23 protein-coding genes are annotated in these 19,891 nt (G+C 46.6%); 16 read left to right on the forward strand and 7 right to left on the reverse strand.

Annotation, left to right across the window (positions count from 1 at the left end; genetic code table 11):
* From LRY47_RS01145 to LRY47_RS01165, 5 genes are all read left to right on the forward strand, one after another.
* Positions 1–374: 4Fe-4S dicluster domain-containing protein (locus tag LRY47_RS01145; protein ID WP_366043004.1), on the forward strand; the 374-nt coding region annotated here is incomplete at its 5' end.
* 176 nt (positions 375–550) lie between these two features.
* Positions 551–1,030 carry a hypothetical protein gene (locus tag LRY47_RS01150; protein WP_295221666.1) on the forward strand — a complete coding sequence of 160 codons (480 nt, stop codon included), beginning with the start codon at positions 551–553 and terminating at the stop codon, positions 1,028–1,030.
* 67 nt (positions 1,031–1,097) lie between these two features.
* Complete coding sequence (locus LRY47_RS01155; RefSeq protein ID WP_295221669.1) at positions 1,098–1,859, forward strand: hypothetical protein; 762 nt, start codon at positions 1,098–1,100, stop codon at positions 1,857–1,859.
* 8 nt (positions 1,860–1,867) lie between these two features.
* A complete protein-coding gene (locus tag LRY47_RS01160) occupies positions 1,868–2,551 on the forward strand; it encodes a molecular chaperone TorD family protein (RefSeq protein ID WP_295221672.1) in 684 nt (227 codons plus the stop codon).
* Between the two features lie 3 nt (positions 2,552–2,554).
* On the forward strand, positions 2,555–3,550 hold the full coding sequence (locus LRY47_RS01165) for a 4Fe-4S dicluster domain-containing protein (RefSeq protein WP_295221674.1): 996 nt from the start codon (positions 2,555–2,557) through the stop codon (positions 3,548–3,550).
* Here the strand turns inward: LRY47_RS01165 and LRY47_RS01170 are convergent.
* Entirely contained in the window at positions 3,545–3,988 is a 444-nt protein-coding gene (locus LRY47_RS01170; protein WP_295221676.1) for a GNAT family N-acetyltransferase, read from the reverse strand. The two genes, LRY47_RS01165 and LRY47_RS01170, sit on opposite strands and share 6 nt — an antisense overlap.
* A 146-nt stretch (positions 3,989–4,134) precedes the next feature.
* Between LRY47_RS01170 and LRY47_RS01175 the strand changes: the two genes are divergently transcribed.
* From LRY47_RS01175 to LRY47_RS01185, 3 genes are read left to right on the forward strand one after another with little or no spacing between them, the layout of a single operon-like run.
* The gene (locus LRY47_RS01175) at positions 4,135–4,716 is read left to right on the forward strand and encodes a paraquat-inducible protein A (RefSeq protein ID WP_295221679.1); all 582 of its coding nucleotides are present in this window, start codon (positions 4,135–4,137) and stop codon (positions 4,714–4,716) included.
* The gene (locus tag LRY47_RS01180) at positions 4,709–5,305 is read left to right on the forward strand and encodes a paraquat-inducible protein A (protein WP_295221682.1); all 597 of its coding nucleotides are present in this window, start codon (positions 4,709–4,711) and stop codon (positions 5,303–5,305) included. The genes LRY47_RS01175 and LRY47_RS01180 overlap by 8 nt, the downstream gene beginning before the upstream one ends.
* Positions 5,306–5,308: 3 nt before the next feature.
* Positions 5,309–8,236, forward strand: a complete 2,928-nt coding sequence (locus LRY47_RS01185; RefSeq protein ID WP_295221684.1) for an MlaD family protein — start codon at positions 5,309–5,311, stop codon at positions 8,234–8,236.
* Between the two features lie 62 nt (positions 8,237–8,298).
* Here LRY47_RS01185 and nrfD read toward each other — a convergent pair whose 3' ends face one another.
* The 5 genes from nrfD to LRY47_RS01210 all read right to left on the reverse strand — a co-directional run bounded on the left by nrfD (position 8,299) and on the right by LRY47_RS01210 (position 12,698).
* Complete coding sequence (gene nrfD, locus LRY47_RS01190) at positions 8,299–9,474, reverse strand: NrfD/PsrC family molybdoenzyme membrane anchor subunit (protein ID WP_295221686.1); 1,176 nt, start codon at positions 9,472–9,474, stop codon at positions 8,299–8,301.
* A gap of 9 nt (positions 9,475–9,483) precedes the next feature.
* The gene (locus LRY47_RS01195) at positions 9,484–10,173 is read right to left on the reverse strand and encodes a 4Fe-4S dicluster domain-containing protein (protein WP_295221688.1); all 690 of its coding nucleotides are present in this window, start codon (positions 10,171–10,173) and stop codon (positions 9,484–9,486) included.
* Between the two features lie 19 nt (positions 10,174–10,192).
* Positions 10,193–10,972: a C-GCAxxG-C-C family protein gene (locus LRY47_RS01200; RefSeq protein ID WP_295221691.1), complete on the reverse strand. Its 780-nt coding sequence runs from the start codon at positions 10,970–10,972 to the stop codon at positions 10,193–10,195.
* A 361-nt stretch (positions 10,973–11,333) separates the two neighbouring features.
* Entirely contained in the window at positions 11,334–11,876 is a 543-nt protein-coding gene (locus tag LRY47_RS01205; protein ID WP_295221694.1) for an Hsp20/alpha crystallin family protein, read from the reverse strand.
* Positions 11,877–12,005: 129 nt separating this feature from the next.
* On the reverse strand, positions 12,006–12,698 hold the full coding sequence (locus LRY47_RS01210; RefSeq protein WP_295221697.1) for an SDR family oxidoreductase: 693 nt from the start codon (positions 12,696–12,698) through the stop codon (positions 12,006–12,008).
* 62 nt (positions 12,699–12,760) lie between these two features.
* Here LRY47_RS01210 and LRY47_RS01215 point away from each other — a divergent pair, with 62 nt between their 5' ends.
* From LRY47_RS01215 to LRY47_RS01240, 6 genes are all read left to right on the forward strand, one after another.
* On the forward strand, positions 12,761–13,807 hold the full coding sequence (locus LRY47_RS01215) for a hypothetical protein (RefSeq protein ID WP_295221699.1): 1,047 nt from the start codon (positions 12,761–12,763) through the stop codon (positions 13,805–13,807).
* Between the two features lie 52 nt (positions 13,808–13,859).
* Positions 13,860–14,141: a hypothetical protein gene (locus LRY47_RS01220; protein WP_295221701.1), complete on the forward strand. Its 282-nt coding sequence runs from the start codon at positions 13,860–13,862 to the stop codon at positions 14,139–14,141.
* Positions 14,142–14,257: 116 nt separating this feature from the next.
* Entirely contained in the window at positions 14,258–14,995 is a 738-nt protein-coding gene (locus tag LRY47_RS01225; protein ID WP_295221703.1) for a gluconate 2-dehydrogenase subunit 3 family protein, read from the forward strand.
* Between the two features lie 12 nt (positions 14,996–15,007).
* The gene (locus tag LRY47_RS01230; protein WP_295221705.1) at positions 15,008–16,717 is read left to right on the forward strand and encodes a GMC family oxidoreductase; all 1,710 of its coding nucleotides are present in this window, start codon (positions 15,008–15,010) and stop codon (positions 16,715–16,717) included.
* A 124-nt stretch (positions 16,718–16,841) separates the two neighbouring features.
* On the forward strand, positions 16,842–17,558 hold the full coding sequence (locus LRY47_RS01235) for a SapC family protein (protein WP_295221706.1): 717 nt from the start codon (positions 16,842–16,844) through the stop codon (positions 17,556–17,558).
* Positions 17,551–18,294, forward strand: a complete 744-nt coding sequence (locus LRY47_RS01240) for a peptidyl-prolyl cis-trans isomerase (protein WP_295221710.1) — start codon at positions 17,551–17,553, stop codon at positions 18,292–18,294. The genes LRY47_RS01235 and LRY47_RS01240 overlap by 8 nt, the downstream gene beginning before the upstream one ends.
* A 38-nt stretch (positions 18,295–18,332) precedes the next feature.
* Here LRY47_RS01240 and LRY47_RS01245 read toward each other — a convergent pair whose 3' ends face one another.
* On the reverse strand, positions 18,333–18,818 hold the full coding sequence (locus LRY47_RS01245) for a MarR family transcriptional regulator (RefSeq protein ID WP_295221711.1): 486 nt from the start codon (positions 18,816–18,818) through the stop codon (positions 18,333–18,335).
* A gap of 69 nt (positions 18,819–18,887) precedes the next feature.
* Between LRY47_RS01245 and LRY47_RS01250 the strand changes: the two genes are divergently transcribed.
* The gene (locus tag LRY47_RS01250) at positions 18,888–19,244 is read left to right on the forward strand and encodes a DMT family transporter (protein ID WP_295221713.1); all 357 of its coding nucleotides are present in this window, start codon (positions 18,888–18,890) and stop codon (positions 19,242–19,244) included.
* A 26-nt stretch (positions 19,245–19,270) separates the two neighbouring features.
* Complete coding sequence (locus LRY47_RS01255) at positions 19,271–19,750, forward strand: EamA family transporter (protein WP_295221715.1); 480 nt, start codon at positions 19,271–19,273, stop codon at positions 19,748–19,750.
* Positions 19,751–19,891 lie beyond the last annotated feature (141 nt).

Consider the following 19,891-nt stretch of genomic DNA (forward strand, 5'->3'; position numbering starts at 1 on the left):
AGGACGGCATAGTAATAGTCAACCGCGATATCTGTCAGGATATCAGAGCTTGTCTTGTAGCATGCCCCTACGGCGCGCCTCAGTTCGGCGATGACACCAGCGAACCCACTAAACAGGCAAGCTGGGCAGTTAAGCACCCTATGCAGAAATGTACAATGTGCTGGGACAGACTTGCGGAAGGACTTCTTCCAGCATGTGTGGCTTCCTGTCCTCAGCGTGCGCTTGACTTCGGAACAGCGGCAGAGATAGCGGCAAAATATCCGACGGCAGTCCGTACGGTGGTAGGTTTCCCCGACACCGATAAGGATGCGAACGGCAATACGCTGAAATCAGGCGATACTGTTCCCTCTATTTTCTTCAAACCGAAAAATTAGAGTAACTACCTGATATTACTGAATGTGCGGCGTGGATGCGCTCTTGCGCCGCACATTTTTCGCACATTTTTTATGGAATTAGGGTCGTTATTTTACCTTGATTTAACCGAAAAAAGGTTAAATCTTATCAAACGTGAAAGCTGACATCAAAACACAAAATTATTTAAGGCGTACATATGATAATTGATATTAACAGGAATTCTCTTGACCGGATAATAAATGATGATTTCAGAAGTGATGCGGAAAGATATGTCCGCATTTACGATGAATTTATGTCTGCTGTCAAAGATTCGGGAATCGACACAATCGGGCTTCAATCCTCAACAGGTTTTACATATGAATATTTGGCGGAGAAAGTGTCCGGAGTCGAATGTTCCGGCTTCGGACACAGTCTTCGATACGGAGAAGTATCGCCCGCCTGCGCCGATTGCCGCACAGGACTTACGTCCATGACGGTATTCCATACACTTAAATGCAACAGAGACTGTTTCTTTTGTGCAAACATGAATCAGGATGATTATGATTATTACCTCGAGAACGAGAACGATGCGTTTCAAGAGGTGTTGGACGCAGATGGGGGATTCGGTTTCACGTCTATAGCACTGACCGGGGGGGGAACCCCTTCTGCTGCCCGACAAAGCCATAGAGTTCTTTGAAAAATGCAGGGCGAAATATCCGGAAGCTCACCTGCGCCTCTATACCAACGGGGATTTCCTCACCCCCATGCTCGCGACAAAGCTTACTAACGCCGGACTGAATGAGGTTCGTATCAGCGTTAAGGTTGAGGGTGACGATTACCCGTCTGAAACAATTGAGGTGATTCGTTCCGTTGCCGGCATAATACCCACTGTGATGGTGGAGATGCCTGTGATCCCCGGAACACTTGAAACAATGAAAAAACTCTTTGTTGAGCTTGATGAGGCGGGTGCAGACGCAATTAACATTCTTGAGTTCCTTTATCCATGGGTAAACTCCGAAAAGTATGCCAACAGAGGTTTTAAAGTCAAGGCAAGACCCTACCGCGTTCTTTATGATTACGGCTATGCAGGCGGATTGCCTGTCGCCGGAAGCGGTGAGGAGTGCGTTGAGCTTCTTAAATTTGCCGCTGATAAAAAACTCTCCATGCGCGTACACTTCTGCTCTCTGGAGAACAAACTTACTTCGCAGATATTCATACAGAACAGCAGTGTTCTGCTTACAGATCACGAAGTTATGTCTCCCAAGGATTTCTTTATAAAATCTGCCAGAGCATATGGCAGCAACGCTCTTAAGGCTCAGAAATATCTGTCTTCAAAGGGAATTGAACATGTTACAAGCGGTATCAGAACCGAGTTCCATCCCAAATACATATCAGAGATAAAAGGGCTGACCGAGGTCGCCGTTACATACAATGTGGCAGAGTTTGAAGGAAACCAGAAGGTTATCCGTGAGGTTAAAATTGACCTCGTTAAACCAGAAGAATTCGATTACGAAACAGATATATGAGGTGAAGCATGGACGTTATTGAACTGGCAAACATACACAAAGGGCGCAACGTTGCGTTTAATGTGTTCTCAAAAGTATTTTTAGATGTCCCGTCGCCGGAAACAGATAAGTTTTTTGTCGATACGGCGAAACATATCGAGTCAATAGCAATGGCATCCTGCAACTCCGACTTCCAGAACGGTGCAGGACTTCTTAAGACCGTATACGGTACAGCAGACTATCAGAACGCGGATATGGAATCCACACGTCTTGCCAGAAGCAGAGATTTCACAAGACTGTTTGCTCTTAACACCATCCCGCTTTACGAGTCAGTATATACATCTCCTGAAAAACTTCTGAAACAGGATGCATGGAGCGAAGTAAAGGTCTTCTATTACAGCAATTTCTTTAAACGTATTGATGGCGACAAGACCATTGAGGATCATATCTCGCTGGAACTTCAGTTCATGGGACTTCTCAGCAAAAACATCGCTGAATGTATAGAAACTGAAAAGTTTGAAGCGGCCGAAACTATAATGACAACTCAGATAGACTTCTATAAAAGCCATATGCTCCGCTGGGCGCCGGAACTCTGCACAAAAGTTATAGCAGAGGCGGAAACGCTCAACACTCTTTTCTATCCCGCTTATGCTTATATGATGAGAGGATTCCTTGAAGAGGATTCCGCTTTCCTTGCAGAAATGATGGAGTGATATATGGGGATTGTTGACGGACTGGTCGGCAGACTAAACGAATGTATGGTGACTGACAGCGCCGCCTGTGCAAAGGTGCGGCATAAGCTGTCCACATGTTCAGCATGCATGGACGTCTGCAAAAACGGCGCAATCCGTATAACATCCGCCGGAGGTAAGGTTCTTGTGGACTGGGACAGATGCAATGCCTGCGGGCAGTGCGCCGCCGTATGTCCGAACAGAGTTTTTTCTATGAAGCTGACCGACGTTGGGAAGCTTATTACAAACATAAAGCAACAGATAGCCCAAGACGGGGAATGTATAATCTCCTGTAGAGACGATGCAGACACAGCACACATTCGTTCCCTGTCCTTTGCTGACAGACAATTACTTGTTAAAACCGCAGTCATGGGAGCCGGAAAAATAACTTTACGGCAGGGGGATTGCGGAAAATGTTCAAAAGACTGCCTCAGTATTGCAAAAAAGGAGGCAGAAGCGGCAAACCGCATATTTGAACTGGCTCAGCAGCCTGTTCGTGTGGTTCTGGACGACCCGTCTGAAAAGAGACCGACAGCCGCCGACAGACTTAAAAACAAAGGCGAAAGCATCTCCCGACGCGAGTTCTTCGGTTTCATGCGTACAAAAGCGCGCCGTACCATCGGCGAAACACTCTATTCACTTGCGGAGAATGAAAAAGACAGAAAACGCACCGTATTGTCCTCGGACAGGGACGGACTTGACAGCTATATCTCAAATTTGAAATATTTAGGCAGCGATAAGCTCATCAACAGAATGAGGGGGGAGGGCCTTTTGATGAGCGTTGACATAAACATAGACAAATGTACCAGATGCGGCATATGCGCAAGGGTATGCCCTATGTCGGTTTTTACTGTTTCAAAAGACGTGGTGAAGGGCAGAGAGATAATCACTGCCGTGACAGCAGACGCAGACCTTTGTTCCGGCTGTGGCGTATGCGTTACGGCGTGTATGTCGGATGCTCTGAAAGTACATAAATCATAGCATTTTACGCATCGGCACCATGGGCGACAGAGTATATCCTTGCCGTCTGTAAAATCTCTGTCCGCCTGTGTTGTCACAGTCTGTAAGAAGGGTGATGCGCATACATCCCGCTTCTTTAGCCAATTCCTCTGCTTTTTTGATTATCTGCGAACCGATGTCTTTTCCACGCACTTCAGGCAGAACCACCATATCTTCAAGCACAGCGGCGCGACCGCCTATAAATGTACTTACCGTATAAAGTATGTTTACCATCCCGAGGATTTTTCCGTTATCCTCCGCTTTGACGATAAACCCCACAGAAGGATCGGATATTATCAGTTTCAGACCTTCCGCCTGTTTATCCGCGTCAGGAGTAAAATCCGCCTCCTGCATAAAAAGAATACAGAGCAGTTCACATAAAGCAGGTATGTCTTTCAGTTCAGCTTTTGTAATTTCCATATAATAATTTTACATAAAATAGGGTTCATGTACACAAAAAACATATTGACCATAGTTTTTTATGTTGTATATTAAACAATCATTTAATTCCTTGGGTGGCACGGGCAGCTTCATTGGGGTATAATGGTTTTTAGAGGTAGGAAAACGTGAAAACAGCCTGCGAAGCTTGCGGACTTATCATTGATATTGAAGACGACAGCGAAGGGTATACACTCGTATGTCCGCGATGCTCCAACGTCGTAAAAGGGCGAAGCAGTATGCTTCATTCTCTTGTGTTCAGTCTTTCCGCGGTTTTTCTTATGTTCCCTGCAATGCTGTATCCGTTTCTTAAAATACGCATCAACGATTCGATGCTCACAGCGACGCTTTTTGAAAGCGTGGCGGCTCTGAACAGTGAAGGGTATGTTCCGGCAGGCATAGCCGTATTTCTAACTGCTTTTCTTATTCCGCTTTTGTATCTGCTTCTCATTTCATATGTTTCTCTGGAAGCGGTAAGCGGTCTGAGACTTCCGTTCTCTGAACCGCTGGCTCATTTCATACATAAACTGCACAGGTGGCATATGGTTGACGTTTTTCTTGTGGGGATACTGGTAAGCGTCGTTAAACTGGTAGATATGGCGGACGTATCATTCGGCATCGGTTTTTATCTGCTGTCGGCGATCTGCTTTTTTCTGATAACAGCTGAAATTTATTACGATTCAAAGGTTTTCTGGAGGCGGTATGACTGATATTGAGAGCGGGGTTATACTTTGCAAAGAGTGCGGAACTCTCAACCGTTCGGAGGACGATACAGCCGAATGTCGATGCTGCGGAGGGACCATCCACCGAAGAACAAAGGACAGCCTGAGCAGAACTTGGGCGTTATGCATAACCGCGCTGATACTCTATATACCAGCGAACCTGTATCCTATAATGGACGTGCAGATAATGGGCGAGAGTTCCAGAAACACTATACTGGGCGGAGTGATACAGTTTTTTCAGCACGGGATGTACTTCATCTGTGCGGTGGTCTTCGTCGCCAGTTTTGTTGTGCCGCTGTTCAAGCTTTCGGCACTTTTCTATATCCTTCTGACCCTCAGAAAGGGCAGGAAACTTTCTAACAGGCGAAAGACCAGGCTTTATTCCATAGTTGAGCTGATCGGCAAGTGGTCGATGCTCGATGTGTTTGTCGTATGCATAATGGCAGGGCTTATCAATGTGGGGTATTTACTGAAAATAACGGCAGGCGTGGGAATAGTTTATTTTGCGTCGGTGGTGATAATAACGATGCTTGCATCCAACAGTTTCGATACCAGACTTATATGGGACAAACGGTGATATATGGAAAAGACGGATAAGGCAGTTAAGATAAAAAAACGGAGATTTCCGCTGATATGGCTTACGCCGATTCTGGCACTGGGGATAACGGCATGGCTCCTTTACAACGGTTACATTAACTCCGGCAAAGAGATACGGATTCAATTCGACTCAGCGGCGGATATCGTTGTGGGTAAGACCCAGTTGAAGTACAAAGGGATCCCCGTCGGTCGGGTAATCGACCTTGAGATAGCTGACAGCATGGACAAGGTGAATGCCGTTGTTAAGCTTGACAAAAGAGCTGAACCCATTGCTAAAGAGGGGATGATGTTCTGGATAGTTAAGCCGCGGGTGAGTATCAACCAGATAACGGGGCTTGAGACCATAATGTCAGGAACGTACATAGAGGTGAAACCACCCGTTAAATCTGTTGAAGAGCTGAAAAATCTTAAAGATCAGTATTTCTTCATAGGGCTTCTGGAACCTGCCGCGTCGGATATTCCCGCAGATTCGGTGATGGTCACACTTCATACTGACAAGGATATGGGAATTTACAGCGGCATGCCTCTGTATTTCAATAACATAAACGCCGGACGCATACTCAGCGTCCGGTATGACGAAGATAATCGCGAGTATGACGTTATGGCGTCCGTTAACCGCGATTACGGAAAATATATCAACAGCGATACGAAATTCTGGAACATCAGCGGATTTGAAATGAAGCTTGACTCCGCCGGACTTTCGGTAGAGCTTTCACAGCTTAATACTCTTTTTCAGGGCGGTGTGGCGTTTGATTCGCCGAAACGTACGGAAAAAGCACAGCCGCTTTCAGGATATGAAATCTTCTCCGACTACACTTCGACGCTACTGTCCCCTGAGACTATAAAGATAGTTATGTCAGAGTGTTACGGTATGAAAGAGGGCAGGACGCCCGTTATGTACAAAGGGGTGCAGGCGGGTATTGTTGAAGGGCTTGAAATTGACGGGAAACAGCAGTGTGTTGCATCTGTCAAACTGGACAAAAGATACGGATATCTCGCCGCGAAAAACAGCCGCTTTGTGGTGGAGCAGACGGAGGTTTCAACCGAAGGGCTGAAAAACCTGTCAACATCACTGCTGGGTGTTTTCATAAATGTTGAGGCGGGCGGCGGCGAAAAAACATATGCTTTTAAATTGTCGGACACTCCGATATTCCAGATTCCCGCCGATTCTTTCCGTTTCCGCGTAGCGGGAGCGCAGGCGAAAGAGGGCGCAGGCATATATTTTCAGGGTGTGCGCATCGGTATGATAATGGCAGTGTCCCTCAGGGGGCGCAACGCCGAATATGAAGCTGTAATATTTCCGCCTTATAAAAAGCTTGCGGTTTCAGGGCTTTACCTCTGGAAACCGGATATGTTCAGCATATCAGCAGGCGGACAGGGTGTCAGTGTCGGCGGAAACGTTCTGCAATCGGTGCAGGGCGGCATAACAGCCGGATTTTTCGGCAATACGTCGGCATCGCCTATGCCGCAGGGCAGGGTTGTGAAACTTTATGAGAACGAGACACTGGCGCGCAGAGCCTCATTATCAGCTCAGGGCTGCACGGAGATACATCTGACAGCTCAGTCAGTGTTCGGTCTGGATAACGGAGCGCCTGTTTATTATAAAGGAACCCGTGCCGGAGAGATAGCTTCTGCGGATGTTTCGCAGAAGGGGGTACGCATCACGGTTCTGATATATCCCGAATATGAAAAGGCGCTGAACGGCAGAGCTGTTTTCTGGAAAAACGGCAGGGCTGACCTCAGCCTCGGTGCTTCCGGTCTGCGTGTGACAACTCCTTCTGTCACGGAACTTTTATCCGGCGGACTGTCGTTTGACACTGTGGACGATGCTCCGAAAACAAAAGAATATGTCGTTTATGAAAGTTTTGCCGATGCCGAAAAGGCTGTCAGACAGCTTACTGCGGGCAGAAGCATACGTCTCGCCGTGACAGATTCCGCTCCGCCTGCCGAGGGTACTCCTGTGTATTTCAGAGGGATCAAGACTGGGGAAATCGGAGAAACCGGATACGACAGTGTTTCTGATTCAGCTTATGTGACCGTGTTGATAGATAAAAAATTCTCAGATACAGTAAAACCTTCCACCAGATTTTACAGAGGCGGCACCGTGACCGTATCTGCCGGAAAACAGGGGATAAAGGTTAGTACCGAACCCGCCATGAACTATGTCACTGGGGCTGTGTACTATGACACTTTCGGTTCGCCGACAGTTGCCAAAAAACTTTATGCTGACAGGGACGCTGCACAGATACCCGATTATTCGACAGTATACGTTGTGATAGGTATGACGCCTCTTAAAGACGGTGCGGATGTGGTTTGTGACGGTACGAAGGTAGGGTATGTTGACGAAATATCGGACGGCAGGGCGAAACTGCTGATATACACCAAATATAAAAAATATCTTGCCGATGGAGCTATGTTCTGGATAGAGGATGTGAAGATATCCATGGACGGTGTCAAAAATGCCGATGCGGCTGTTTTCGGGGCGAAACTTGCCATGTCCAAAGGCACCGGACAGCCCAGAACCGAGTTTTCTCTGTCGGACAGATACACAGCCATGAAAGGACTGCATATTGTGCTTACGGCGGATTCAAGATACTCACTTGATGAAGGCTCGCCTATTTATTACAAACAGGTTCAGACCGGTTCTGTTGAGTGGGTACGTCTTTCGGATGATGCCAGGCAGGTTGAGATAGGTGTTTTCATAGACGCTAAGAACGCCAACCTTGTGCGCTCCAATACGGTGTTCCGCTCAATCAGCGGTATAGAAGCTGAATACGGGCTGTTTAAAGGCGTTAAAATAAAGACAGGGACGGTTGCGTCCATCATTAAAGGCGGGCTGGAATTTACAACCGACCTTTCATCCGGTCAGCCCCTTAAAGACGGTGATGTGCTGGAACTGAAGAATAAATAATTATGCAAATCCTCTAAGTCCCCCTTTTATAAAGGGGACTTAGATTCAGGATTAACTTTTATCTAGTGGTGTTTTGTTTCCAGATTGAAGAACTTCTCCGCCGAAAAATACAGCAGGAAGAACACTCCGAAACCGAACAGATAAACAAGCCATTCCGTTGCGGAAGGACTGTAAAGGCGCATCCCGACAAAATCCGTTACTACTCCGGCGCCGAAGAATCCGCCGCGCATAGGAGGAAGCTGTCCTGCGACTATAAAGTCGTATCTGGTGAAGAAAAGACCTATCAGGTAAATGAAGCCTGCAAGGGCGTATCTTCCGACGTTTCCTCTGGCAGTAACTATCAGTATCAGAGGTATCAGCACGGCAAGAAGCATTTCACCCACCCAGAAGTTCAGCGCCAAAGGTCCCTTAACAAGGGCAACCGCCGCAGTGTAAGCGTCGCCGCCTCCGATGAACAGAGACGAAAGGAGCTTCCACAGATAAAGAAGCATCATCACACCTATTCCGCCCCCCATCAGTCTTCCGAGAGACACCAGAGATTTGCTGACCTCTTCTGTAAGTCTGCCCTTATACATTACATAATGCACGAGGATAAGAAGTCCGGCACCCGCAGTGACTCCTGACACTACGAGGAAAATAGGGAAATATATGCCCTGGAACCATTGGCGTGCGCTCAGCGAACCGAACACATAACCGAGGTTGCTTGTGGCGAGAACTCCCACCAGAAGTGCGAGAAAACCCGCAACTGCCGCCAGCTTGCGGCTCTTTTCGGTCTGTGTCGGTTTGAACACGAGGAACAGCTCAACAGCCAGTATCCCAAGCTCTATGCCGTAGAAAGTACCCATCCAGAAAATAGGTGCCGACATATTGGGCGTAAGCATCATGTGGAGCATTTTTACGGGACTTCCGACTTCCATTAGTATCTGGGTGAAGCCCGCAAGAAGAACTATGGTCGCAAGCACGACTATGCGCCTGCCGATGGGTTCGTACTGTTTGAACCCGAATGCGTGGGCAAGTCCGCCTATGAAGGCGATGCCCGTTGATATGATAACGAAATAGGCATAAGTCGCTATCAGAAGACCCCACGGGATCATACGGGTAACGCCGTAGCTCTCCTCATGCCCTTTCACAAATACCGATATAACACCGTAGCCGCCGGCTATGCAGAGCAGCAGCCCCAGTACGATAAAGGGCAGTGCAGGCATCATGGCGCTTCTGGTTTCTGTATTTTCAGACATCATTTCCTCCTAAACGTCCTGCGTATAATAAACGTTGCAGAGTGTTCCCTCTTCCGGTTTCAGGGTGTGGTAAGCCACAGCCTCTTTCATTATCTTTGAAACCTCGGATTCAGGGCCTGCAAGGTCGCCGAATATTCTGGCGTTTTTGTAGCAGGATTCCACACATGCGGTGGTTTTACCCTCTTTGAGCCTTGGCAGGCAGAAGGTGCATTTGTCCACCGAGTGGATGTTTTCGTTGTAGTATCTCGCGTCGTAGGGACAGGCGAGCATACATGTTTTGCATCCCATGCATTTGTCCTGCCTGATGAGAACTATGCCGTCCTCTTCGCGTTTAAAGCTTGCCCTTGTGGGGCATACCTTTACACAGGGTGCGTTGTCGCACTGGTTGCAGAGAACGGGAAGCCATGTCATCTTTGACGAATAGCTCTGTGCTCTTGCTGTGTAAAGTACCTTTGTCCTGTAAAGCTCAGGGTCTTTGGGGACGTTCCATGCCGCCTTGCATGCAACCTCGCAGGCTTTGCAGCCGATGCATCTGTCCTGAACGATTATCATTGCGTAATTGTGCTTCTTTTCGGGCTTGCCGCTTGTTGTGGTTTCAAACGGATCCCATTCGTATTTATTATCGAAAACGGCAGGCATGGGCAGAAACGAATAGAGTGTTATCGTACCCAGACCTTTCACAAAATATCTTCTGTTCATGGTGTTAGCTCCTTAAGAATTATTTTTTGACAAATCCGGGAGCTTTCGGAACGTTTTTACCGTGGCAGTCGGCGCAGTTGTACTGGGCGGTGGTACCGACCTCCTTACCTCCTGTCCAGACAGGATGTTCTGCTATCTCTTTTTCGTCGTGTATCCTGTTGAGATACTGGACAACTTTGTATGCGACAGAGGCGGAAACCCTTGCGCATCTGTCCTTTCTTTCGGGACTGCCGAGGGCTTTGTCAGCCTTCTTCATCCATTTGCTCACTGAAACGTGGCAGAGAGGAGAGTTACTCACTGTGTGTTCGATGCTGTCCTTGTTTGCCTGCGGGTCTTTTGGAACGTAGATGGGCATGTTAGCGTGGCTGTACCAGTTGAACGTATCGGAAACAACTGTGTGTGTGCGGTCTTCCCACGTGGGGGGACCGACGATGAGACTTACTACAACGGATGCACCGTTGACAGACCCGCAGGTTGTACCCCAGCTTGCAATACCGCCTTCAAAGATGGCGAAAGATTCAACGGGGAATGATTTGTAGGGTTCGCCCACTTTTTTTGCGAGCTGGTCGAAAATCGAAAACATCACTGTTCCGCCGCAGCCGAGGTTATACCATTGTTTGTAGGCTATTTCAGCGGTTTCTGCGGGATCAAGTTTCACATAGGGCCAGGGCCATGTCTTGGCAAGCGGTTCTTCGTCTGATGCCTCTGCCGAGCTTACGGCGAATTTTCCGACAAAAGCTCCGGCTCCCAGAAGTGCCGCCTTTGCCAGAATGTCTCTGCGGGATATCTTTGCATCCATAATTAAACCTCCGAATGAATCGTTATATAAAATTTTATATAACGCGAGATGCGTAAAAAAATCACGGTTATGGGGGATAACCGTTTATAGAGAGCAATATAATGCTTTGTATATATATCTTTGTATATTCAGTCAATACAATATTGTTAGGGATATGACCGGAAAAATCCCTGTATTTTTCATAGTTTTTACAACATCATGTCAGCTATGACCAATAAATAAATTGTTTTTTAAGAAAAATAACGAAAAAATCGTAAGTTGCTAATGATACAAAAAGTATCTTAAAAAGTGTTTATGAACTTCACCCGGCTCGCGAAGGTTCGCTTAACACTTCGCGAACCGAAGGCGAAGCGTTAGATTATTATGATGCGCCTTTTATTTCCACGCGCCGGACATCAGTCTTCTGCGTTGGTTTTCTGGGTATGGTGACCGTCAGCACGCCTTTTTTGAAAGCTGCCGATACGTTTTCCCTGTCAGCATCTTCAGGCAGTGAAAGCATTCTGCGGAACGAACCGTATGATCTTTCGATCCTGTAGAAGCTGTTGTCTTTGGATTCTGATTCCTGTTTCTTTTCACCCTTAATAACAAGGGTGTCGTCTGCAATTTCAAGCTGAATGTCCTTTTCGTCCACGCCGGGAATTTCAACATTTACAGTGTATTGCTTTTCAGAAGCCGACAGATCTAAAGTCGGTTTGAAAAGTTCTGCCGAGGGAACCCTTCCGAATCCGAAAGGGTGTACTCCGAAACCTTTAAATGCCTGATCGAAAAGTTTGTCCATTTCACTGTGGAGCTGCTGAAGAGGGCTTTGAATCTGCTTGTCAGTTACGGCAAACGGCATCGGTTTGCCGGATTCCTCTTCTTCTTTATTAAACCAGTTCCAAGGGACAAATTTTTTTACGTCCATAACATACCTCCTGTTATTTTCCCTTTTTGTGGTTGTTGTACGGTGTGTTTCACCCATGATTATAAAATTAAACCTGAGTCTTAGTGCGTCAAGTATTTTTAGTAATGTAAGTGCAGATGTTGTGGTAAATTATTCTGAGTAGATCATTTTGACGGTCATTCCGCCGTCTATTGTGATGTTTTGTCCTGTGATAAAACCGGAACTGATGATGAAGTCAACGGCAAGTGCTATGTCATTTGGTGTGCCGACACGTCCGGCGGGGTGCTGTGCATGGTCAATGTCTGTCGGGGTATAGTTTTCATCGGTGTTTATCCAGCCGGGGCTGATGCAGTTCACCAGAATGTCAGGACCCAGGCTTACCGCGAGTGAGTGTGTCAGAGCCGCAACGCCGCCCTTTGAAGCGCTGTAGGCGAAGGTATCGGGTTCCGACTGGAAAGCTCTGGTGGACGAGATGTTTATGATGTGTCCTTGTTCCATGACCTCCGACGCGTATTTTGCGAAGAGGAAAGAACCTGTGAGATTTACATCAATCACCCTCTGCCAGTCCGCCAGCGTGATTTCGTTCAGGTTCAGGCGTGCAGGCGCTGCAATACCTGCGTTATTCACCAGAACGTCCAGTTTTCCGCATTTTGCGATACAGTCTTTAACGGCTGACTCGTCCGCACAATCGGTCTTTATGAAGACTGCCCCTGTTTCTCTCGCAGTTTTTTCTCCGATAGGGTCGATATCCGCAATGAACACACGGTGTCCTTTAGCTGTCATAAACCGGACGATGCCTTTACCGATGCCCTTAGAACCGCCTGTGACAAGTATGTTTTTCATACTTCGATGATACGGTATTGCGGGCTGGATTTACAAGGTTTATTATTTTTTATGAGGTAAATATGCTTAAAACTTTTTTTATATATCTGCTTTTCCCGTGTGTCGTTTTTGCGGCTCAGTTCACAGGCACAGGATTCGGAGAAACACAGGACGAGGCTCGTTTAAACGCTCTTTCCGACCTCTCCGCACAGCTTCTTGTTCAGGTTCGTTCTGAAATTTCCGTTTCAGAAAATATCTCCGGCGAAAAAGAGGGACAGAGAAATGTTTCAGCCTTATCCGACGTCCCGCTGCTGGGTGCGCAGGTTTCTTATGCTGCGGATACGAAACAGTATGAGGTGAAAGCTGTTCTGGATACGGAAAAGAGCCTGCCGATGTATGAAAAAATGCTTAAAGAACTTGCTTTACAGATTCGCACCGCGCTTGCTCAAACCGACGGAAAGACCGGACAGTCCGCAATAGAGACTCTTGAAAAGACATATGCGCAGGCTGACACCTATGAAAAGGCGTATGCGGTTGCACAGCTTCTGGGGAGCACTCTTGCAAAGGACACGGATTTTTCATCTGCTGCCGTATCCGAGCGCCTGACCTCTCTTCAGAAGACAGCCACAAATCTTGAGGATGCTGTCTATATACTGACAAAAAACGTGTTTCAGAGAAATATATATGTTCTGCCGCCTTCTGCACCTTCAAGCAGTGAGGTTACGCAATTTGCAGAAGCTGTTCAGGCAGTTGTAGAGGGCGGGGTAAATTCGGTTGAAAAGCCGTCCGAAGCGGAATACCGAATGAGCGGCGAGTATGCTGTTCAGGGCAAAAGCATTCTGCTGACTTACAGACTGATCAGAATAGAGGACGGTACCGCGGTTACAGCCAGAACCGTAAGGCTGGCTCCCGCTGCATTTGCAGGGCTGGATTATATTCCGAAGACCGCCGATTTTGATAAACTCCTTAAGAACGGAATAGCCGTTTCAAAAGATTTCCGCGTAGACATTTCAACAAACAAAGGGAACATAAATCTCCTGTTCAAGAATGCCCAGACGGTGGAGATACTCGTTAAAACTTCCGCTCCCGCTTATATTTACGCTGTCGGTCACACACTTAAAAAAAACTGAAAGGTATTCTTATCTCCTTGAGTTTCAACGGGCAGAGGGAGCAAGGCGCTTTGTGCGCTTCATAAACGCCGACGATGCGAACAAATGGGTCAGTCTGGGCGAGTTCACGGTGACAAAGCCTTTCGGAGTTGAGAGTATACAGATAGTCGCATCCTCAAAAGACCCTATGTCACTGATACCTTACAGCCGCAAAGACCCTGAAACCGGGCTTTATGTGGTGAACACCGATCCTGCGAAAGCTGTTTCCACAATGCGCGCACTCATTAATACCGGGATAAAGAAAGAACAGGAAAATATAGCAGAGGCGGTACTGACATTCACAACCGCACAGTGAGGTTAATTAACTTTTGTAACATAATATAAATATTAATAAAATAGTTGAACAATCCCAGTGTCCCTCCTATCTTAGTTAAACAGTAGTATAACTGTAAAATTCAGTCAGGAGGAATCATGTCTGACAAAATGTTTATTTCACGTCGTAAGTTCCTTAAAACAACGGGTATTACGGCAGGACTGGCAGCAGTTGGAGGCAGTCTCATAGCTTTTGAGACGGCAGAGGCAAAGGGTAATGACGCCCACAACACTCACACCGCCGCACAAAAAAACAGCGGCATACCCAGAGCAAGGATGTTCTTCACCAACGTTCTGGATTTCAACATACTCTCTGCGGCCGCTGAGAGAATATTCCCAAAGGACGAACTTGGACCCGGAGCAGTTGAACTTGGAGTTCCTTATTTCATAGACCATCAGCTTGCGGGTGCTTACGGGTACAACGCAAGGGAATATATGGTCGGACCCCACTTTGAAGGCGCGCCGACGCAGGGTTATCAGACACCGCTTCTGAGAAAGGATCTTTTTCTTCAGGGGATTGCGGCGATCAACAAACAAGCTAAGACACAATATAAATTGGACTTCCCCGACCTTTCGCCTGCACAGCAGGACGACATCCTTAAAATGTGCGAAAAAGGAGACATAAAGACGGATGGCTTTAAATCGTCCTTCTTCTTTTCTGTTTTCAAAAGCGCGGTTATTGCAGGTGTTTATGCCGACCCGATGTATGGCGGCAACGCAGACATGAGCGGATGGAAAATGAAACAGTACCCCGGCGCAAGAATGGCGTATACGGACATTATCGAAAGCGACAAGTTTGAGAACATCGAACCTATTTCGCTTGCTGATATGATGTAAGGGGGTGCTTAAATGGCTAAAATTCTTAACAAAACAGATGTAGTTACTGTCGGTGTCGGATTTACCGGAGGCGTTATTGCCGCGGAATGTACAAGAGCAGGGCTTAACGTTGTTGGGCTTGAGAGGGGCGGTTACAGAACCGTAGACGATTTCATGGAGATACACGACGAATGGCGCTATGCCATCAATTATGGACTTATGCAGGATCTTTCAAAAGAGACCATAACGTTTCAAAACAACAGAGGCATGCGCGCACTGCCCATGCGCCAGCTCGGTTCTTTCCTCCTCGGCGACGGTCTCGGCGGAGCAGGGGTACACTGGAACGCAATGAATATCCGTTTCTTTCCCTATGATTTCGAGATTAAGTCGAAAACAAAGGAACGCTACGGAAATAAGCTTTCAAATGATTATCTTCTTCAGGATTGGGGACTGACCTATGACGAGATAGAACCTTATTACACAAAATTCGAGTATGCCATCGGTACTTCGGGCGAAATGAAAAGTCCGTTCGACGGCAAACGCTCCAAACCATATCCCATGAAACCGCTGGTTAAAACCAAAATACTTTCAAATTTTGAAAAGGCAGCTCAGAAACTCGGATGCCACCCGTATATGACGCCTGCCAGCATTTGTTCCGATGCATACACAACCCCCTACGGCGAGGATCTTAACCCCTGCCAGTACTGCGGTTACTGTGAACGCTTCGGCTGCGAATACGATGCGAAATCCAGCCCCATCAACACTCTTATCCCTGTTGCGCAGAAGACCGGAAAATATGATCTGCGCTGTAACGCCAACGTTGTCGAAGTTATGAAAAAAGGCGACAAGGTCACAGGCGTTAAGTATGTGGACACGCTTACAGGTGAGGAATACATTCAGCCAGCAGATATCGTTGTTCTTTGCAGCTTCGTCATGAACAATGCAAAACTTCTGATGCTCTCCAAAATCGGCGAAATGTACAACCCCGAGACCGGAAAAGGTACGCTGGGCAGAAACTTCTGCTATCAGGTGACACCCGGTGCAACCGGATTTTTTGATGAACAGATGAACGTTTTCGCAGGGGCGGGAGCGCTTGGCGTCAGTCTTGACGACTATAACGGAGACAACTTCGATCACTCCAAACTGGACTTCATCCACGGCGGACTTATAACCATGCTCAATGCAGGTTCAAGACCTATCGGTTCAAACTCAGTGCCGAAAGGAACGCCTTCATGGGGAGCGGAGTTCAAAAAAGCCTCTGTTTATAACTTTACAAGGGCGCTCGGTGCAAGCGCACAGGGAGCGTCCCTGCCCCATAAAGAGAATTTCCTTTCGCTGGACGACACTTATAAAGATGCATACGGTCTGCCTCTGCTGAAAATGACATATAACTTCACAAAGCAGGACAGGGCGATGTTCTCGTATCTCAGCGAAAAAATTGAGAACCTGCTCATGGCTATGGGTGCAAAATCTGTAAGCTCCAAACCCAACGGTGAGAATTACAACATCGTGCCTTATCAGTCAACCCACATCACAGGCGGAACCGTGATGGGCAGAGACCCCAAAGACAGCGTTGTGAATAATTACATGCAGCATTGGGATGCTGACAACCTGTTCGTTGTGGGCGCCGGAAACTTCCCCCACAACGGCGGATGCAACCCCACGGACACTGTGGGCGCACTTGCATACAGATGCGCAGAAGGTGTTCTTAAGTATAATAAAAAATCCGTATCACTTGTATAATGTCTGTGCGGGCGGCGTAAAAAGCCGTCCGCTTATTTAATCCATTATTCAATTAATAATTGCTTGTTTTATTTCTGCTGATAATGCGGTAACATACGCGATCAATAAACCATAAGGATATCGCATGTATCAAAAAGTAACAGTCATCAACAAGACCGAGCACGCGAATCTTAAATTCATGCAGCTTAAAGACCTTGATCACGCTGTTAAAGCGGCGAACGTTCCCCTCACCATCGGCGAGTTTTATGCGGCATGCAAAAGCCAGCCCATCCTTTTCGTAAAATCCGGCGAAAATATGCTCCCAACGGCGCTTTTAGGCATTAAAAACGAAGAAAACCTGTTTATCAATGCCGAAAAGAACTGGATGCCCACAGAATATTGTCCCTTTTTCATAAAAAGATATCCGTTTATTTTTGTGAACGTGCAGGACAGGCTTACCCTTGCATATGATACCGACAGCCTGAGTGCTAATATGGAAACCGGTGAAGCTATATTCGACGAAAACGGAGAACAGACGGATTTCATAAAGAAGATACTTGATCTTATGAACAAGTATCAGGCAGATTCCGAAGCCTCCGCCGCTTTCGGCAGAGAGATAGTGGAACTCGATCTGTTTGAACCGTTTGAGATAACCATGAACGTCGGACCAAATAAATATCAGATAAACGATTTTCACATCATCAGCGAGAAAAAATTTAATGAAATGCCCATGGAAAAGAAGACCATGCTCATTGAAAAAGGATTCTACAGCCTTGTTCTTGCGCATCTGCTCTCGCTTTCAAACATGGATAAACTCGCGGTGCTTGAAAGCATGAGACTTGCAGGAGCAAAAAATGCGTAAACTTTTAATTGCAGCCGTACTTTGCATGGCAGTTTTCTCTGCCTATGCCGCAGAACCCACAGAACAGGAACTGGTCATTTTCACCGCATGGAAGTATAAGGCGGATTATTCCAAACAGCCGCCGGAAGCACAGGAAGAACTCTATAAAGAGTATTCAATGGTTTCGGTTGTCGCGCCTAAGATACTTGCAGAGGGACTTGCAAACGACATTGACTACAAAGTCGCATCCGAAACAATCGCCTTTGAAATATGGATGAAAAAATATACCGACGGACTCACTATATCTGACGAAGACCTTCAAAAACTTTATGAGGCTAGAGACATAAAGACTGCTCCCGCTTACAGTCTCCACAATATACTCGTTAAAGACGAAAAGACCGCTGATGCCATGATCAAATCGTTTGCGGCAGTTAAAGACAAAAAAGCTCTCACCGCAAAATTTGAAAGCACAGCCAAAGAAAAATCACAGGATTTTATCACCAGAGAGAAGGGCGGAAATGTCGGCTGGGTCGATCTGAACAGGCTCGACAGGTCATTACAGGAAGCCCTTAATGATAAAAAAACAGGTGATATCTTCAAAAACAGCGCAGGAGCTAACGGATGGCAGATAATCTATGTGGATGATTACAAACCTTCCAGAAAAGCTTCTTTTGAAGAGGCGAAACCTATGCTGACCAATATCTATAAGCAGGTTGAGCTTGGTAAGAAGATTAAGTCTATGACCGAAGGTCAATAGAACGTTAAACCCGCCGTTAAAAAGGCGGGTTTTTTAAATTATTCCGGCAGTTTCTGCTCGAAAGTTTTAAGCAGTTGGTTCAGAGTGTCTATCTGTTCTACTGTCAACCCGTCCGTTATGCGTGCTTCTTCCGCAATGTGTGCTTTCAGGCACATGCTGACGGTTTCAAATCCCGTGTCCGTAAGCTGTACAGGCAGGCTTCTTTTGTCACTGCTGTCTTTCAGCCTTCTCACAAGTCCCTTTTTTTCAAGATGGGTCAGTCTGTTCGTCATGGTGCCGGATGTCACCATCAGTGTGTCGAACAGCTTTGTGGGGCTGAGACAATAGGGTTCGCCTGATCTGCGCAGTGTAGCAAGAACATCGAATTCCCATCGGGTCAGTCCGAACTTTGCAAAATTATCCTCAAGCATTTTGGATATCAGGGTATAAAGCCTTGTCATCCGCCCCAATAGCTCCATCGGGGCGAGGCTTTCGGTTATTCCTTCATCTTTCCATTGCTGAATTATTCTGTCAACTGCGTCCATAGTTACCTCAATATATCTTGACATCAAGATAAATATATCTTAACGTCAAGATATATTGAGGTGATGATAATGCAAAACGGAAAATTAATCCAGTTAAGTTTGCTTACGGCTCTTGCACCCATGATATGGGGTTCCACATATATTGTTACGACTGAGCTTCTGCCGGAGGGCAGACCGTTCATCGCAGCGGCGATAAGGGTTCTTCCTGCGGGGCTTTTTCTTCTTTTAATAAGCAGAAAACTTCCTTTATGGAAAGACCTGCCGAGGGTTTTTCTGCTTTCGTTTCTGAACATAGCATTTTTTCAGGCGATGCTTTTTATTGCCGCATACAAACTGCCGGGCGGAATAGCCGGAGCCATTGGTTCTGTCCAGCCGCTGTTTGTGATTTTTTCGTATGGCTTTTTGAATCTGCGAAACCGAAACTGACGTCTCTGATTTTCACTTTGACAGCGATGGCAGGTATGCTGATGATTCTGATTCGCGGCAATGTGGAGCTTAACACAGTTGGCGTCGCATGCGGATTTGCGGGCGCGGTTGCTATGGCGCTTGGTATATACCTGTCATCAAAATGGAAATTCGGGGTTAACAACCTGACGTTTACCGGATGGCAGCTACTTTTCGGCGGTATAATGCAGCTGCCTGTAGCGCTGATTGTGGAACCGCTTCCCGAAGCACTGGTTTTGAAAAACTATATAGGTTATGCATATCTCTGCGTTTTCGGAGCGCTTGTCAGTTATTTTCTGTGGTTTCGCGGGATAACAGGAGGTTTGCCGCCGCTTGCGGTAGCTCTTCTGGGTTTTCTAAGTCCTGTAACGGCTATTTTCAATGATCGGCTGTTTCTGGATAAGAACCTGACCGCAATTCAGTATGCAGGCTTTGTTCTTGTTCTCTTCAGCATAGCAATGGTTCAGAAAAGCGTGTTGAAAAAATGAATTGCAGCTTTGTCAGATACTTTAAATATTGTTGTGCAAAAAATACTCAATTATGTTGCTTTATTCTTCCGATATCAGTATAACTGATGTTGGAAAAAGGCTGTTGTATAAGGGATAATTTTCTATATAATTAAACTTTTT

The organism is Seleniivibrio sp. (assembly GCF_021209385.1).
Classification (GTDB): domain Bacteria; phylum Chrysiogenota; class Deferribacteres; order Deferribacterales; family Geovibrionaceae; genus Seleniivibrio.

What these genes read in the sequence shown, in the direction of transcription:
- nrfD (WP_295221686.1), bottom strand. Translation starts at nt 9,474, where the DNA reads ATGTCTGAAAATACAGAAACCAGAAGCGCCATGATGCCTGCACTGCCC.
- LRY47_RS01205 (WP_295221694.1), bottom strand. Translation starts at nt 11,876, where the DNA reads ATGGACGTAAAAAAATTTGTCCCTTGGAACTGGTTTAATAAAGAAGAA.
- LRY47_RS01245 (WP_295221711.1), bottom strand. Translation starts at nt 18,818, where the DNA reads ATGGACGCAGTTGACAGAATAATTCAGCAATGGAAAGATGAAGGAATA.
- LRY47_RS01235 (WP_295221706.1), top strand. Translation starts at nt 16,842, where the DNA reads ATGTATCAAAAAGTAACAGTCATCAACAAGACCGAGCACGCGAATCTT.
- LRY47_RS01255 (WP_295221715.1), top strand. Translation starts at nt 19,271, where the DNA reads ATGGCAGGTATGCTGATGATTCTGATTCGCGGCAATGTGGAGCTTAAC.
- LRY47_RS01170 (WP_295221676.1), bottom strand. Translation starts at nt 3,988, where the DNA reads ATGGAAATTACAAAAGCTGAACTGAAAGACATACCTGCTTTATGTGAA.
- LRY47_RS01210 (WP_295221697.1), bottom strand. Translation starts at nt 12,698, where the DNA reads ATGAAAAACATACTTGTCACAGGCGGTTCTAAGGGCATCGGTAAAGGC.
- LRY47_RS01155 (WP_295221669.1), top strand. Translation starts at nt 1,098, where the DNA reads ATGCTCGCGACAAAGCTTACTAACGCCGGACTGAATGAGGTTCGTATC.
- LRY47_RS01185 (WP_295221684.1), top strand. Translation starts at nt 5,309, where the DNA reads ATGGAAAAGACGGATAAGGCAGTTAAGATAAAAAAACGGAGATTTCCG.
- LRY47_RS01250 (WP_295221713.1), top strand. Translation starts at nt 18,888, where the DNA reads ATGCAAAACGGAAAATTAATCCAGTTAAGTTTGCTTACGGCTCTTGCA.
- LRY47_RS01195 (WP_295221688.1), bottom strand. Translation starts at nt 10,173, where the DNA reads ATGAACAGAAGATATTTTGTGAAAGGTCTGGGTACGATAACACTCTAT.
- LRY47_RS01160 (WP_295221672.1), top strand. Translation starts at nt 1,868, where the DNA reads ATGGACGTTATTGAACTGGCAAACATACACAAAGGGCGCAACGTTGCG.
- LRY47_RS01165 (WP_295221674.1), top strand. Translation starts at nt 2,555, where the DNA reads ATGGGGATTGTTGACGGACTGGTCGGCAGACTAAACGAATGTATGGTG.
- LRY47_RS01215 (WP_295221699.1), top strand. Translation starts at nt 12,761, where the DNA reads ATGCTTAAAACTTTTTTTATATATCTGCTTTTCCCGTGTGTCGTTTTT.
- LRY47_RS01225 (WP_295221703.1), top strand. Translation starts at nt 14,258, where the DNA reads ATGTCTGACAAAATGTTTATTTCACGTCGTAAGTTCCTTAAAACAACG.
- LRY47_RS01240 (WP_295221710.1), top strand. Translation starts at nt 17,551, where the DNA reads ATGCGTAAACTTTTAATTGCAGCCGTACTTTGCATGGCAGTTTTCTCT.
- LRY47_RS01180 (WP_295221682.1), top strand. Translation starts at nt 4,709, where the DNA reads ATGACTGATATTGAGAGCGGGGTTATACTTTGCAAAGAGTGCGGAACT.
- LRY47_RS01150 (WP_295221666.1), top strand. Translation starts at nt 551, where the DNA reads ATGATAATTGATATTAACAGGAATTCTCTTGACCGGATAATAAATGAT.
- LRY47_RS01230 (WP_295221705.1), top strand. Translation starts at nt 15,008, where the DNA reads ATGGCTAAAATTCTTAACAAAACAGATGTAGTTACTGTCGGTGTCGGA.
- LRY47_RS01200 (WP_295221691.1), bottom strand. Translation starts at nt 10,972, where the DNA reads ATGGATGCAAAGATATCCCGCAGAGACATTCTGGCAAAGGCGGCACTT.